General features: G+C 66.6%; 13 protein-coding genes. 1 reads left to right on the top strand and 12 read right to left on the bottom strand.

The annotated features are described in order from the left end of the window. Positions 1 to 71: 71 nt before the first annotated feature. The 5 genes from ytfQ to uxuA form a co-directional block, all read right to left on the bottom strand. Complete coding sequence (gene ytfQ, locus ACQR07_RS26520) at positions 72 to 1,037, bottom strand: galactofuranose ABC transporter, galactofuranose-binding protein YtfQ (RefSeq protein ID WP_434905065.1); 966 nt, start codon at positions 1,035 to 1,037, stop codon at positions 72 to 74. A gap of 234 nt (positions 1,038 to 1,271) precedes the next feature. After that, complete coding sequence (gene eda, locus ACQR07_RS26515; protein WP_434905064.1) at positions 1,272 to 1,916, bottom strand: bifunctional 4-hydroxy-2-oxoglutarate aldolase/2-dehydro-3-deoxy-phosphogluconate aldolase; 645 nt, start codon at positions 1,914 to 1,916, stop codon at positions 1,272 to 1,274. Beyond that, positions 1,913 to 2,839, bottom strand: coding sequence for a sugar kinase (locus ACQR07_RS26510; protein WP_434905063.1), 927 nt, complete (start codon positions 2,837 to 2,839; stop codon positions 1,913 to 1,915). Before ACQR07_RS26510 ends, eda begins: the two co-directional genes overlap by 4 nt. 17 nt (positions 2,840 to 2,856) lie before the next feature. Further along, positions 2,857 to 3,888, bottom strand: coding sequence for an L-idonate 5-dehydrogenase (locus ACQR07_RS26505; protein WP_434905062.1), 1,032 nt, complete (start codon positions 3,886 to 3,888; stop codon positions 2,857 to 2,859). 52 nt (positions 3,889 to 3,940) lie between these two features. Further along, positions 3,941 to 5,137, bottom strand: a complete 1,197-nt coding sequence (gene uxuA, locus ACQR07_RS26500; RefSeq protein WP_434905061.1) for a mannonate dehydratase — start codon at positions 5,135 to 5,137, stop codon at positions 3,941 to 3,943. Positions 5,138 to 5,236: 99 nt separating this feature from the next. On the opposite strand from uxuA, the gene ACQR07_RS26495 reads away from it, so the two are divergent. After that, positions 5,237 to 6,184 carry a TonB C-terminal domain-containing protein gene (locus tag ACQR07_RS26495; RefSeq protein ID WP_434905060.1) on the top strand — a complete coding sequence of 316 codons (948 nt, stop codon included), beginning with the start codon at positions 5,237 to 5,239 and terminating at the stop codon, positions 6,182 to 6,184. On the opposite strand, the gene ACQR07_RS26490 is transcribed toward ACQR07_RS26495, so the two are convergent. The 7 genes from ACQR07_RS26490 to ACQR07_RS26460 all read right to left on the bottom strand — a co-directional run bounded on the left by ACQR07_RS26490 (position 6,125) and on the right by ACQR07_RS26460 (position 14,203). After that, positions 6,125 to 6,442, bottom strand: a complete 318-nt coding sequence (locus ACQR07_RS26490; protein ID WP_434905059.1) for an FAD-linked oxidase C-terminal domain-containing protein — start codon at positions 6,440 to 6,442, stop codon at positions 6,125 to 6,127. The genes ACQR07_RS26495 and ACQR07_RS26490 overlap by 60 nt on opposite strands. A gap of 14 nt (positions 6,443 to 6,456) precedes the next feature. Then, the gene (gene nikE / locus ACQR07_RS26485; RefSeq protein WP_434905058.1) at positions 6,457 to 8,118 is read right to left on the bottom strand and encodes a nickel ABC transporter ATP-binding protein NikE; all 1,662 of its coding nucleotides are present in this window, start codon (positions 8,116 to 8,118) and stop codon (positions 6,457 to 6,459) included. After that, the gene (locus tag ACQR07_RS26480) at positions 8,115 to 8,975 is read right to left on the bottom strand and encodes an ABC transporter permease (RefSeq protein WP_434905057.1); all 861 of its coding nucleotides are present in this window, start codon (positions 8,973 to 8,975) and stop codon (positions 8,115 to 8,117) included. The genes nikE and ACQR07_RS26480 overlap by 4 nt, the downstream gene beginning before the upstream one ends. A gap of 2 nt (positions 8,976 to 8,977) precedes the next feature. Beyond that, positions 8,978 to 10,009 carry an ABC transporter permease gene (locus tag ACQR07_RS26475; RefSeq protein WP_434905056.1) on the bottom strand — a complete coding sequence of 344 codons (1,032 nt, stop codon included), beginning with the start codon at positions 10,007 to 10,009 and terminating at the stop codon, positions 8,978 to 8,980. A 247-nt stretch (positions 10,010 to 10,256) separates the two neighbouring features. Further along, positions 10,257 to 11,876: an ABC transporter substrate-binding protein gene (locus ACQR07_RS26470; protein ID WP_434905055.1), complete on the bottom strand. Its 1,620-nt coding sequence runs from the start codon at positions 11,874 to 11,876 to the stop codon at positions 10,257 to 10,259. A 153-nt stretch (positions 11,877 to 12,029) separates the two neighbouring features. Next, positions 12,030 to 13,445, bottom strand: coding sequence for an NAD(P)-binding domain-containing protein (locus ACQR07_RS26465; protein WP_434905054.1), 1,416 nt, complete (start codon positions 13,443 to 13,445; stop codon positions 12,030 to 12,032). Continuing rightward, entirely contained in the window at positions 13,442 to 14,203 is a 762-nt protein-coding gene (locus tag ACQR07_RS26460; protein WP_434905053.1) for an SDR family oxidoreductase, read from the bottom strand. Before ACQR07_RS26460 ends, ACQR07_RS26465 begins: the two co-directional genes overlap by 4 nt. Position 14,204: the final 1 nt, after the last annotated feature.

The raw sequence follows: 14,204 nt of genomic DNA, 5'->3' as shown, positions 1-14,204 counted from the left end.
CACTTGCTGTCGTCGTCCCGGCCTAGTGCGCAAACTGCTCACCTGGCCAGGACGACGGCGAGAGCTACGGCTCAGTAGCCGAGGCCCTTCTTGCTGTCGTAGACCTTCATCGGCTCGTCGGCAGAGGTGTAGAGCTTCGATTCGGTCTGGATCCACTTCGGCGGCGTGGTGCCCTTCTCCTTGAAGGCAACGATCGCATCGAACGCCGGGCCCGCCATGTTCGGCGTCAGCTCGACGGTGGCATTGGCTTCGCCGGCGGCGATCGCCTTGAAGATGTCCGGCACCGCGTCGATCGAGACGGTCAGGACGTCCTTGCCCGGCTTGAGGCCGGCTTCCTTCATCGCCTGGATCGCGCCGACCATCATGTCGTCGTTGTGGGCATAGACGGCGCAGATCGACTTGCCGCCGTTCTCGGCCTTGATGAAGCTCTCCATCACTTCCTTGCCCTTGGCACGGGTGAACTCGCCGGTCTGGCTGCGCACGACCTTCAGGTTCGCGTTCTTGGCGACGACGGAGTCGAAGCCCTTCTTGCGGTTGGTGGCGACGCTGGCGCCGACCGTGCCCTGCAGCTCGACGACGTTGCAGTCCTTGCCGCCGACGGTCTTGGCGAGCCATTCGCCGGCGACGGCGCCTTCATGCACGCTGTCGGAGGTGACGGCGGTCAGATAGAGGTCCTTGCCCGAGGGATCGATGTCGCGGTCGAGCAGCACGACCGGAATCTTGGCTTCCTTGGCTTCCTTCAGCACGGCGTCCCAGCCGGAGGCAACGACCGGCGCGAGGAAGATCGCGTCGACGCCCTGGGCGATGAACGAGCGGATCGCCTTGATCTGGTTTTCCTGCTTCTGCTGCGCGTCGGCGATCTTCAGGTTGATCTTGCGCTTGGTGGCTTCCGACTTCGAGACCGAGGTCTCGGCGGCGCGCCAGCCGGATTCCGATCCGATCTGCGAAAAGCCGACGGTCAGCTCCGCGGCGCTGGCAGGATGAGCAAGCAGCAAGGCGGCCGTTGCCGAGGCCGCAAAGAGGGCTTTCAGGGTCATCAGGCGTTTCTCCCACAAAGTATCTTGGTGCGGCACCGCTCGCAGCGGTGTCTTCGCACCGTTGACGCAGCCTCGATGGCTGACGGGGCCGTTATTCCACGGAACATCAGGCCTGACTAGTCATATTATTTGACTGTAATACTTTTTGAAAAGTAAACGAATATCCTACCTAATTACCTTCATGCCGCCGCGCTTGCGCACCGACAACAATGACATTTGAAGTTGTTGCGGTGTTCAGCGCAGCTTCGTCGCCTCGCGGGCGCGCTGCTCGATCGCAGCCCACGCGCCGGCCTTGATGTCCGCGGCAGGCGCGATCCAAGAGCCGCCGATCGCGACGACCTTCTTGTGCGCGAGCCATTGCGCGGCGTTGCCGGCATTGATGCCGCCGGTCGGACAGAACCGCACGCTCGGGAACGGTCCGGACAGCGCATCGAGCGCGGCGAGGCCGCCGGCCGGCACCGCCGGGAAGAACTTCACCAGCTCATAGCCTCGCGTCACGCAGGCAATCAGGTCCGACGGCGTCTGGATGCCCGGCGCGAACGGCAGCTCGCCGGCATTGGCAGCGTCGAGCAGTCCGATCGATAGTCCCGGGCTGATCGCGAAGGCGGCGCCGAGGTGGGCGGCGCGCTCGTAGTCGGCCGGCGTCAGCACCGTGCCGATGCCGACGACGGCGTCGGGCACCTCGGCGATGATCGCGCGCGCGGCGTCGAGCCCGGCCTGCGTGCGCAGGGTGATCTCGATGACGCGCAGGCCGCCGGCGACCAGCGCCCGCGCCAGCGGCACCGCCCGCGCCGCATCCTCGATCGTGATCACCGGGATCACGGGCGCCAGCGCAAACACCGCATCGAGCTTTGCGCGCTTGTCCGAATTGTTCATCACGTCTCGCTCATGTCCAGAATGTCACGGGGCATCGCGGTCGCCGGGATCACGGCGCCGGGCGCCATGATGACGGCGCCGGCGAGCCGATGGCCCGCCAGGGCCGCCTTGCGCGGCGGCGCGCCCTTGATGCGCGCGGCCAGGTAGGCCGCATTGAAGGAATCACCGGCCGCCGTGGTGTCGATCGGCTTCAGCACGGCCGGCGGCGCGATGTCCACCAGCACGCCATCGGCATGGATCAGGCAGCCGCGCGGCCCGCGCTTGACCACCACCTCGGGGACGCCGGCGTCCTTGAAGCGGCGCAGGCAGACCGAGGCATCGGCATCGCCGAACAGCACCTGCTCATCCTCGAGCGTCGGCAGCGCAATGTCGACCAGCGGCAGGATGGCGCGGAACGCACGTTGCGCCACCTCGGGGCTGGGCCAGCCGCGCGGCCGGTAGTTGCCGTCGAACACGACGCGCGCCCCGCGCTTGCGCGCCACCGTGAGCAGCTCGCGCAGCTTGGCCTTGCCGGTCTCGCCGTACAGCGACAGGCTGATGCCGGAGAGATAGATCCAGTCGAAGCGCGAGAGACGGTCGAGCATGTCGCGGTCGGCACGATCGAACAGCTCGCGCGCCGGCGCGCGGTCGCGCCAATAGAGAAAACTGCGCTCCCCCTTGGCGTCGCGCTCGATCATGTAGAGGCCGGGGACGCGGCCCTCGACCCGCAGCACGTCAGCGGTGTCGATGCCCTCGGCCTTCCATGCGGCCAGCATCATCGCGCTCAGGGGATCGTCGCCGAGCGCCGTGACATACGAGGTCGCCACGCCGAGCCGGGCCAAATACAGCGCCGTGTTGAGCGTATCGCCGCCGAAGCCGCGCCGGAACAGACTGCCGTCCTCCTGCGCAAACTCCACCATGCACTCTCCGATGCAGGCGACTCTCATCGGCATCAATCCCACGATCAAAACGTCAAATGAACCTTCATCGACCGGCTGCGGTCGCTGGCGAGCTCGAAGGCGGCGACGGCCTGCTCAAATGACAGCGTCGCCGAGATCAGCGGCTTGACGTCTAGCAATCCCTCGCCCATCAGCCGCAGCGCCAGCGCGAACTCACGGTCGAAGCGGAAGGTGCCGCGCAATTGCAGCTCCTTCGTGACCAGCGTGTTGATAGGCAAGGTCATTTCGCCGCCGAGCCCGAGCTGGACGATGACGCCGCCCGGCCTCATCACGTCGAGCGCGCCACGCAGCGCCGCCTGATTGCCGGAGGCTTCGAACAGCACGTCGAACGTGCCCTTTCCCGCACGCCAGGGATCGAGCGCCGTTGGCTCGGCAGCGACGTTGAGGGCCTGGCTGGCGCCGAGCGTGCGCGCCACCGCAAGCGGCGCCTCGGCGACATCGGTCGCGACGATCTCGGCCGCACCGCCGTAACGCGCGACCAGGATCGACAGCGCGCCGATCGGGCCGCAGCCGGTCACCAGCACGCGCTTGCCGAGCAGCGAGCCGGCCTGGTGGGCGGCGTGCAGGCACACCGACAGCGGCTCGGCCATCGCGGCCTCGCCGAGCGAGAGCGACGGTGCGATCGGCACCGCCTGCGCGGCATCGACGGTGACATATTCGCGGAAGCCGCCCTGGACGTGCGGATCGCGCATCGCGCTGCCCATGAAGCGCATGTCCAGGCACTGGTTGCGCAGCCCCTCGCGGCAATAGGCGCAGGTGCCGCAAGGCAGGCTCGGATTGACGGCGACGCGGGTGCCCTCGGACAGGCCGGTCACGCCGGCGCCGACCGCGGCGATGTGGCCGGCGATTTCGTGCCCCAGCGCCATCGGCTGCTTGATGCGCACCGTGCCGAAGCCGCCATGGTGGTAATAATGCAGGTCCGAGCCGCAGATGCCGCCGGCCGCGATCTTGACCCGGACCTCGCCGGCTCCCGGCGCCGGATCCGGGAAGCTGTCGATGCGCAGATCCTTGGGGGCGTGAATCACGACGGCACGCATCGGCCGGTCTCCCTGTCCTAATCTTGTCCGGCGATCCTAGATCACGACGGGGTCAGACCGGCAAGCGGTTGATGGCCGCTACCGCGGTCATGACGCCGCGGACCTCCGCCAGTCCCTTGAGCCGGCCGACCAGCGGATAGCCGGGATGGGTGCCGCGGCCGATGTCATCGGCCAGCTCATGGCCATGATCGGGCCGGAACGGGATGCGCCAGTCCGGGTCGCCCTCGGCCTTGCGGCGGGCCTGCTCCTTCAGCAGCGTTGTGACGACGTTAACCATGTCGACATCGCCGCGCAGATGCTCCGCCTCCATGAAGGAGCCGTCGAGCATCTTGGTGACGTTGCGCAGGTGCACGAAGCGGATATGCGGGGCGAAGCGCTCGGCCAGCGCCGGCACGTTGTTCTGGCCGCCGGCGCCGAGCGCGCCGGTGCAGAAGGTGATGCCGTTGGCTTTCGATGGCGCGGCATCGACGATGAACTGCAGATCATCCGCCGAGGACACCACCCGCGGCAGTCCGAACAGATCGCGCGGCGGATCGTCCGGATGCACGCACAGGCTGACGCCGCATTCCTCGGCCGCCGGCACCACCTCGCGCAGGAAGCGCGCATAGTTGGCGCGCAGCTCGGCATGGCCGATGCCGCGATATTTCTCCAGCATGCGGCGCAGGCCGGGCACGTCGTAGCGATCATAGGCGCCGGGCAGGCCCGCCATGATGGTCGCGAGCAGCCGGTCCTTGTCGGTCTCGGAGGCCTGCGCCACCCAGGCTTTCGCACGGTCGAGCACGTCGGCGGAGAACTCGGCCTCGGCGCCGGGGCGCTGCAGGATGTAGCAGTCGAACGCCGCGAGACGATCCATGTCGAAGCGCAGCGCGGTGGCGCCGCCTGGCAAGCGATGCGCGAGTTCGGTGCGCGTCCAGTCCAGCACCGGCATGAAATTGTAGCACACGGTGGTGACACCGCAGGACGCCAGGTTGCGCAGCGACTGGCGGTAATTGTCGAACAACGACGTGAGGTCGCCCTCGCCGAGCTTGATCGCCTCCGAGACCGGCAGGCTCTCGACCACGCTCCAGCGCAGCCGCAGCGAGGAATCGCCTTCGATCAGGCCGATGCGCTTGATGATCTCCTCGGTGCTCCACACCACGCCATAGGGAACGTGATGCAGCGCCGTGACGATGCCGGTCGCGCCGGTCTGACGCACCTGCGGCAGGGTGATGGGATCCTCCGGTCCAAACCAGCGCCACGTCTGTTCCATGTCGTCCACCTCCCTGCAGTCGGAGCGGTTGATCACCCACCGCTTCAGGCTTGACGCCTACGCCACGGCGTTCGTCATGTTCAAGCACAATCGGACCGAATGCCACAAAGTACAGCTCATCTCGCCCGGTCCCCGCACGGATCGCCTCGGCCCGACCGGCTGCGCACCGAAATCATCAAGCCTGACCACGACAGCACGACGGTCGCGACCGGCACGTCGGGCAACCATCTGGCACAGCGCGGACACATTGTTTACGGTGCGATCATCGAGGTGGGACGTGCAATGCGTTTTCTGATTGGCTGCATCCTGGTTGTGTATCTGGGGCCATTCGCACGTGCGGATGAGCCGGCGTACAAGGAGCGGCTGTCTTCGTATGTCAGCGGAAACTCTTGGGTGTTCCCTCCGGAGCTGACCGCACGATCGATGGAGTTGACAATCGAGCTTTTGATTGATCGCAACGGCCGGTTTCTCGATGCAAAAATCGTCAAGGGTGATCTTCCCTCCAACGACGCCAGCAATGTGCTGACGGCCTTGCGGCGCCTGCAGCCAGTCCCTCGCGTCCCCGACGATATGCAAGCTCCATTCAAGTTTACCGCGATCTTCGTTTTCATCCCTCCATCCGATACAGGCCGAGCCCGCCTATCCTGGATGACCGACAGCTCCAATGCAGCCGCGGACGAAGCCTATCGCAAGAGTCTGCAGTCCCGGATTGATGGCGCTCCCGTCACGCTTTCTCCGGAGATGAAAAGCTGGCCCAGAGAGGTCCGCCTGCAGATCGCGATGACGATCGAGCAGGACGGGACCCTCGCGGCCGTAGAGATCATCAAGGGAACGGGATCGGAGTCGATCGACGATACGATCGTTACCCGACTGAAAACGATACAGCCACTCCCAGCCGTGCCGCGGGACGTCATAACACCGTTGCGACTGAACGCCACGCTCACGATCGTGCGTCCGCTGGATCCCGACAGCCGGTCGCGGCCTGGATCAGAGGTCGACGAAGCGCGTATGAAACGCAGCCTCACCGGTGTCTGTCGCGGATGCTGACCAGCGACAGCAACGCATCAAATCAAGGAGCAGGGCGACGTCGCCGCCGCGCGCACGGTGAGCTCCCCTCCCCCACGCCGCAATCGCGCCAGCGATTGTCGGCAAGCGGGGAGGGGTCGGGGGTGGGGGGCTCCGGGCGCTGACCGGCAGCAGCTTGCCCGGGTTCATCAGCCCGTGCGGATCGATTACCTGCTTGAGGCGCCTCATCAGCTCGAGCTCGCGCGGCAGCCTGCACTTTCGCCAGCACGATACCGGCATCGACGACCGTTGGCTCAAACCGGCGCCAGGGCCATTGGCGCGGCGATGTGCGGGACGGCGTCGACCAGTTCGCGGGTGTAGTCGGTCTGCGGGTTAGCGAACAGCGCCCGGCTCTCGCCCTGCTCGACGATCAGGCCGGTGCGCAGCACGATGGTGCGGTCGCACATCATGCGCACGACGTTGAGATCGTGGCTGACGAACAGGAAGGCGAGATTGTCCTCGCGCCTGAGCTTGTTGAGAAGCTGCAGCACCACGGCCTGGACGGAGACGTCGAGCGCCGCGGTCGGCTCGTCCAGCACCAGCAGCCGCGGCCGGCAGGCGATGGCCCTGGCGATGCCGACACGCGCCTTCTGGCCGCCGGAGAGCTGATGCGGAAAGCGCGACAGCAGCTCGCGCGGCAGCCCGACGCGGTCGGCGCATTCCTCGACACGCTGTCGCAATTTGTCGCCACCGCGCATGTTCATCAGCCGCAGCAGCGGATGGGCGATGCAGTCGAACGCCGTGTAGCGCGGATTGAGGCTGTCGTTCGGGTCCTGGAAGACGATCTGGATGTCCTTGCGCAGTTCGGAGCGATGGAAGTCGCGCGCCGGGATCTGGCCGATCGACTGGCCGTCGAACAGGATCTCGCCTTCGCTGGGATCGATCAGGCGGCAGATCATGCGCGAGGTCGTGCTCTTGCCCGAACCGCTCTCGCCGACCAGGCCGACGCTCTCGCCGCCGCGCATCGTCATCGAGAAGTCGGCAACGCCGATGGTGCCATCGTCGAAGCGCTTGGCGATGGTCTTGACGTCGAGCAGCGGCGGCGTGCCGTGCGGTGGAGGCGGCAGCCCGGTCAGCTCGACGAGCGGGATCTTGTCGCCATCGGGCACGAGATCCTCGACCCGCGAGGTCGCCGTCGGCGAGGCTGCGACCAGGCGCCTGGTGTAGGGATGCTGCGGCCGGTGGAACAGCGTCAGCGGCGCGGCCTCCTCGACCAGCCTGCCCTGCTCCATCACTACGACGCGCGAGCAATAGCGCGCGGCAAGTCCGAGATCATGCGTGATCAGGATCGTCGCCATGCCGCGTTCAGAGGCGATCCTGGCGAGCAGGTCCATCACCACCTTCTGCGTGGTGACGTCGAGGCCGGTGGTCGGCTCGTCCGCGATCAGGAGTTGCGGGCTGCAGGAGATCGCGATCGCGATCATCACGCGCTGGCACATGCCGCCGGACAGCTCGTGCGGATAGGCACCCATGCGGCGCTCAGGGTCGCGGATCTGCACCGCCTTCAAAAGCGACAGCGCCTCGGCCTGCGCCTCCTGCCGCGACAGCCGGCGATGCGCGAGGATGGCATCCGCGATCTGCTGGCCGACGGTGCGGATCGGATTGAGAGCCGCGCGCGGGTTCTGGAAGATCATCGCCATCGCCGCCCCATGCAGGCTGCGCAGATCGGCGCCGCCGGCGCGGGTGATGTCCTGGCCCTTGAAGCGGATGCGGCCGTCGGCGATGCGGCCGGCCTTATCGAGCAGATGCGTGATGGCAAAGCCCGTGACCGACTTGCCGGAGCCGCTCTCGCCGACCAGGCCCAGCATCTCGCCGGGCTGCAGCGACAGCGATACGCCGCGCACGGCTTCGACGAGACCGCGACGGGTGGAGAAGGTGACCTTGAGGTTCTCGACTTCCAACAAGGGCGCGGTCACGTCCGCATCCTCGGATCCAGGATGTCGCGCAGGCCATCGCCGAGCAGGTTGAAGCACAGCACCGCACTCATCAGCGCAAGGCCCGGGAACGCCACCAGCCACCATCGCCCCGTCGAGATGAAGCGCGCGCCCTCGGCGACCATGATGCCCCATTCCGGTGTCGGCGGCTTGACGCCAAGGCCGATGAAGGAAAGGCCCGCGGCATTGAGGATCGCCCAGCCGAGATTGAGCGACATCTGCACCGCCATCGCCGGCAAGACGTTCGGCAACAGGAAGCGCAGCACGACCGCGACATGGCTTTCGCCGCAGGCGCGCGCGGCCTCGACCCAGCCGAGATTGCGCCGGATGTTCACCTCGGCACGCGCAAAGCGGATGTAGAACGGCAGGTTGATGATCGCGGTCGCGATCACGATGTTCTCGACGCGGTTGCCCAACGCGGCGACCATCGCCATCGCCAGCACGAACAGCGGGAACGCCATCAGCACGTCGACGAAACGGCCGACCGCCTTGTCGAGCCGCCCGCCGGCATAGCCGCACAGCGCGCCAACGATGGAGCCAATGGCAAAGGACACCGCGACCGCCGTCACGGCGATGGTGAGGTCGAGCCGGCTCGCCACCAGCAGGCGGCTCAGCACGTCGCGGCCGAGCTGATCGGTGCCGAACCAGTGCGCCGCGTTCGGTGGCTGCAGCGCCGCAGGCACGTCAGAGGCGACGGGATCATAGGGCGCGAGCCACGGCGCGAATAGCGCGATCAACGCAAGCAGCAGCGCGCCCGCGGCGGCCACCGCCGTAACCGGATTGCCGCGCAGCACGAAGGCGGTGTGGCGCAGGGTCGATGAGGTCTCGATCGTAGTCATGCTCAGGCCACCGTCGCGCGGGGATCGGCGATGCCGTAGAGCAGATCGACGACGAGATTGACGATCACGAAAATCGTCGCCATCAGCAAGACAAAACCCTGCACCGGCGCGTAGTCCGAGACCAGCAGCGCATCGAGCGCATAGGAGGCGACGCCAGGCCAGGAGAACACCTTCTCCACCAGCACGTTCGCGCCCAGCATGGTCGAGAACACGATGCCGGCGATGGTGATGACGGGGAGGATCGCGTTCCTCAGCGCATAGGTGACGACGATCCGCCACCAGGACAATCCGACCGAGCGCGCGGTGCGCACGAAGTCGCTGCCGAGCGACACCAGCATCGAGGCGCGGGTGATCCGCGCCAGCGGTGCGATCACGAACAGCGCCATGGTGAAGGCGGGCAGCATCAGCTGCCGCGCCGCCGCCGACCAGCCGTCGAGATCGCCGGCGAGCAGGAAATCGATGATCAGGAAGCCGGTGCGCGATGGCGGCAGCGTGGTGAAGATGTCGATGCGTCCCGTCGGGTCCGGCGCGAAGCCGAGCAGATAATAGAACACGTAGATCAGCAGCAGTCCCGACACGAACGTCGGCACGCAGACGCCGAGCGAGCAGAACAGCCGCACGCCATGGTCGACCGCCGAGCCTGGGCGCAGCGCCGCGATGACGCCAAGCGGCACCGCCGAGACCAGCGCGATCAAGAGCGCCGTGAACGTCAGTTCCAGCGAGGCCGGCAGCCGCTCCTTGAGATCCTTCGACACCGCTTGCCCGGTCATCATCGAGCGGCCGAGATTGCCGCGGGCGACGTCAGTGAGATAGATCGCGAGCTGGTTCGGCAGCGGCTTGTCGAGCCCGAGCTGCCGGCGGATCACCTCGATCTCCTCCTGGCCGGCATTCGGGCCGGAGGCGAAGAACACGGCCGGATCTCCCGGCAGCACCCGCATCAGCAGGAAGGTGAAGACCAGGACGCCGAACAGCGCCGGCAGCGACGAGACGAAGCGTCGTCCCGCCCGCAGCAACGTCGCGCCGATCGTGCCCATGTCTGTTGGTTCTCCTAATTCGATCAATTGTCAATTGAACCGCAGCGCCTGTCGCGATCCAAAGCTCTCACGACCCCGGTCCACTCGTGGTTTGTTACTCCGTCATGCCCGGGCTCGTCCCGCCTGCGGGGCCGAAGCCCCTTCGGCGCGGCGAAGGCCCGGGCATCCACGTCGTTCCAAGCGTGCCGAACCGCGTGGATGGCCGGGACAAGCCCGGCCATGACGATCCTGAGCAGAGCCGGTCGTCTTACTTCCGGCTCAAGTTACGATAATCGACCTGGCGGGTGAACTGGTAGACATAGCCGTCCACCGTCGGCTGCATCACCGCGTCCTGCGCCGGCTGCCAGATCGGGATCTGGAACATCTGGTCAAAATGGATGGCGTTGAGCGCCTTGCCCTGCTCCTCGTATTTCGCCTTGTCGGCCTCGAAGCGCGCGGCCTGCGCGATCTTCTCCAGCTCGGCATTGTCGGTTGAGGAGTAGTTCCAGCGTTGCTTGCCGGTGTAGAAGTTGCGGTAGAAATAATCGGTCGACGGCAGCCAGGCGACGATGCCCTCGGTGAAGAACGGCAGCTTCTTCTCGTTGATCGACGTCGACATCTGCGCGTCCGGCAGCTTCTGGATGTCGACCTTGATGCCGATCTTGGCCAATGATTCCTTCACCAGCGCAGCCAGCGGCTCGGCGGTCGCCGCCTGCCCGACATTGAAGCTGAAGGTGGTGGAGAAGCCGTCTGGCATGCCGGCGTCCTTCAGATACGCCTTGGCCTTGTCGAGGTCGAGCTTGATCGGCTGCGGGATCGGGTAGCCGCCGCTCGGCGGCTTGCCGTCAGCCCAGGTGGCGCCGTACAGCGGCGCGCCGCGGCCGAACAGCGCGGCCTTGAACATGTCGTCATAGGGCAGCGCGTAGGCGATGGCGCGACGCACGTTGACGTTGTCGAACGGCGGAATCGTGTTGTTCATCGAGATGAAGGTCACCGCATTGTATTGCGGCGTCGAGGTCACCTTCAGCTTGCCCTTGCCTTCGAGCGACTGCACGTCGCTGGCCTGGAGATCGATAACGAGATCGGCGTCGCCGCGCTCGACGAGATTGGCGCGCGTCGAAGGCTCCGGCACCGACTGGATGATCAGCCGCTTGAACGCCGCCGGCTTGTCCGGCGTACCGCGGTTCCAGGCGTCGTTGCGCTTGGCGATCACCTGCTCGCCGGGCTTGAAGGTTTCGACGACATAGGCGCCGCTGCCGGCCGCGTTCTCCTTGGTCCAGTTCAGTGCCCACGGATCTTCAGCGGTCGCATGCGTCTTAGCGAGCTTGGAGTTGATGATGATCGGATAGACGGTGGCGAGATTCGGCAGCGCCAGCTTGTCCGGCTTCGGCAGGGTGACCTCGATCGTCAGCGGATCGATGACCTTGAACTGATCGGCCGAGGTCAGCGAGCCCGTCAGCAGCTGCGCCTTGCCGAGGATCGGCGCGGTGACGCAGCGGTCGAGCGACCATTTGACGTCCTCGGCGGTGACCGGCGAACCGTCCTGGAACTTGGCATCGGGGCGCAGCTTGAAGGTGATCTTCAGACCGTCGGAACTGACAGAATAGGATTCGGCGAGCTCGCCGGTGATCGTGTCGAGATCGAACACCCACTTACCATTGAGCTGCTTGCGACCGAACGACACCAGCCGGTCGTAGCTCGACATCGACAGCGCAAAGGCCTCGCGGGTCGAGCCCGGAATGTTCGGATCGAGCGTATTGACGGTGGCGCCGGTGACATAGCGCAGGGTTTCCGCGCGGCTCTGCGCCTGCGCTGCGGGCGCGGCCAACGTCACCGCGAGCCATGCGGTCGCCGCGAACAACAAACGTTTCGACATCATGAAATCCATCGCCCCCTGTTGCTTCGATAGTCCCAAAATCCGGGACCGAACGCCTTGCCAGCCGTCACTGGCGACAGCAGCGCAGCAGCAAATCATGTGCCACGCGAATTGACGAGAGGCCTTGCATGACGCAGCGCGACAAGCCCACGCTTGCAGCCTCGATCACGGCTCACGGCGCACGGTGGCCTGCTTCACGTCGTAGGCCTTGAACGCTGCCCAGTGCTGCTCGATATCCGCCTTGAACAAGCCGCGCGTCAGCCCGTGCACCAGCTTCGGCACCGCCGTCGTCATCGCGTTGATGGATGATCCCGAGGCGCCGAAACTCATGGTGGATGCGATGGCGAACACGTGAATGTCGCTGATCCACGGCGTCTCACCCGGGTTGCGTTCGCATAGCGCATAGTCGTCGGCGAGATAGGGAAAGGCGCCGAGCCGGTCGTTGCGTTCGCTCTCGTCGGGCGTGTAGCGATCGGACCAGCGCGCGATGTTCGCGGCGAAGCGTCGCAGCTCCGGGCGCTGCGCGAAATCCATCGAGATCCCGGTGGCGCTGACGACGAAGTCGGCGATGAGCTCGCCTTTCGAAGTCTGCAGCACGACGCCGTCGGCGGTGTCGCGCGCGGCCGTGACGGGCGCACCCTCGTGCAGATGGAACGCGGCGTGGCGCGCGCAGCGATCATAGGTGTGCTGCGGAAAGCCTTCGCGCAGTTCGAGGATGGCGCGCATGAAGCGCCAGCGCCAGGCATCGTCGAGCTCGGAGAAGTGCCGCAGGAAGCCGCGGAACGTCAGCCAGCGATAAGGCTGAACCAGCTGGATTTCCGCGCGGCGGCACAAGAGGTCCACGCGTGCCGCTCCGGCTTCGAGCGCGACAGCGGCGTTGTCGAAGGCGGAGGCGCCGGCGCCGATCACGGCGACGCGGCGGCCACGCAGGGCGTCGAAGTCGATCTCGGCACCGGAATGAACACAACGCGCCGGCGGCAGATGGCGCAGCGGCTCCGGAATGCTCCAGTCGCCCATCCCCTCCTGCCCGGTCGCGAGCACGATCTTGCGGGCCAGGATCGTCGTCTCGCCGTCCTGGCTGCGCACCGTCGCCTGCAGCAGCCCGTCGGCAGCGGGCGTGATGTCGACCACCTCGCAGCCATTGCGCACGGGAAGATCGAGCACCTCGCGATACCAAAGGAGATAGTCTGCCCAATATTCGCGCGGAATCAGGTCAAGATCGCGCCAGCTCTCGACGCCGAATCTCGCCTCGTGCCAGGACTGATAGGTCAGGCTGGGAATGTCGAGGTCGGGACCGGTGAAGTCCTTCGGGCTGCGCAAGGTCGGCATGCGCGCGTAGCTGAGCCAGGGGCCCTCGCGTCCCGCGTCGGCCTTGTCGAGCACCAGGATGTTGGTGACGCGCGAGCGCAACAGCCCGAAGGCGGTCGCCAGTCCCGATTGTCCGCCGCCGACGATCAGCACGTCGAGCGCGGGCCCGCCATCGGGGCCGGTGACAGGCTTCAGCCATGGCGCACTTGGATGCGCGATGCTTGCGAGATCGGCGCGGACTTGCGCCGTGAGCGCGGTCAGATCCCTGCTCACGCCGCCAGCCACCCGCCATCCACCGGCAGCACGATGCCGGTCGTGAACGACGCCTCGTCGCTGGCCAGGAACAGCGCGGCGGCGGCGACCTCGTCGGCCTCGCCGAAGCGATTCATGGCGTGGCGCTGGCGCGAGGCCTCGCGCACCGGCTCGGGGTCGGCATGCCGCGCAAAGCTCCGGCGCAGCAGCGGCGTGTCGATCGCGCCCGGCGCCAGCGCATTGACACGGATGCCGTCGGTGGCGAAGTCGACCGCCATGGTGCGCGTGAGGCTGATGATCGCGCCCTTCGCAGCAATATACGCGCTGTTGCCCTTGCCCCCGGCGACTGCGAGCTGCGACGCCACCGTGATGATCGAGCCCGATTTCTGCGCCTGCATGATCGGCACCGCGACCTTCGACCACAGCCAGGTGCCGCCGACATTGGCGCGGAACACAGCGTCCCAATCGGCGGGATCGGTCGTCACGACGGTGCCGCCGCAGGAGAAACCGGCGGCGGTCATCAGCACGTCGAGCCGGCCGCGCGCGGCGGCGACGCTTTCGATCGTGGTCTTGGCAAAGCCGGCATCGCCGACGTCGCCGACATGCACGCTGCCGTCGCCGCCCGCGCTGCGCACCAGCGCCAGCGTCTCCTCAGCGCCTCCGGCATCGCGATCGACCAGCGTGAGATGCGCGCCCTCGCGCGCGAACATCACGGCGCTGGCGCGGCCGATGCCGGAGCCGCCGCCGGTGATGACGGCGACCTTGCCCTCGAGCCTCATC

Source organism: Bradyrhizobium sp. HKCCYLS20291 (assembly GCF_051167715.1).
Lineage (GTDB): Bacteria > Pseudomonadota > Alphaproteobacteria > Rhizobiales > Xanthobacteraceae > Bradyrhizobium.
This window is presented reverse-complemented; position numbering and strand designations above follow the sequence as displayed.

What these genes read in the sequence shown, in the direction of transcription:
- ACQR07_RS26510 (WP_434905063.1), bottom strand. Translation starts at nt 2,839, where the DNA reads ATGAGAGTCGCCTGCATCGGAGAGTGCATGGTGGAGTTTGCGCAGGAG.
- ytfQ (WP_434905065.1), bottom strand. Translation starts at nt 1,037, where the DNA reads ATGACCCTGAAAGCCCTCTTTGCGGCCTCGGCAACGGCCGCCTTGCTG.
- ACQR07_RS26460 (WP_434905053.1), bottom strand. Translation starts at nt 14,203, where the DNA reads ATGAGGCTCGAGGGCAAGGTCGCCGTCATCACCGGCGGCGGCTCCGGC.
- uxuA (WP_434905061.1), bottom strand. Translation starts at nt 5,137, where the DNA reads ATGGAACAGACGTGGCGCTGGTTTGGACCGGAGGATCCCATCACCCTG.
- ACQR07_RS26505 (WP_434905062.1), bottom strand. Translation starts at nt 3,888, where the DNA reads ATGCGTGCCGTCGTGATTCACGCCCCCAAGGATCTGCGCATCGACAGC.
- ACQR07_RS26480 (WP_434905057.1), bottom strand. Translation starts at nt 8,975, where the DNA reads ATGACTACGATCGAGACCTCATCGACCCTGCGCCACACCGCCTTCGTG.
- ACQR07_RS26490 (WP_434905059.1), bottom strand. Translation starts at nt 6,442, where the DNA reads ATGCCGGTATCGTGCTGGCGAAAGTGCAGGCTGCCGCGCGAGCTCGAG.
- ACQR07_RS26475 (WP_434905056.1), bottom strand. Translation starts at nt 10,009, where the DNA reads ATGGGCACGATCGGCGCGACGTTGCTGCGGGCGGGACGACGCTTCGTC.
- ACQR07_RS26470 (WP_434905055.1), bottom strand. Translation starts at nt 11,876, where the DNA reads ATGGATTTCATGATGTCGAAACGTTTGTTGTTCGCGGCGACCGCATGG.
- ACQR07_RS26495 (WP_434905060.1), top strand. Translation starts at nt 5,237, where the DNA reads ATGCCACAAAGTACAGCTCATCTCGCCCGGTCCCCGCACGGATCGCCT.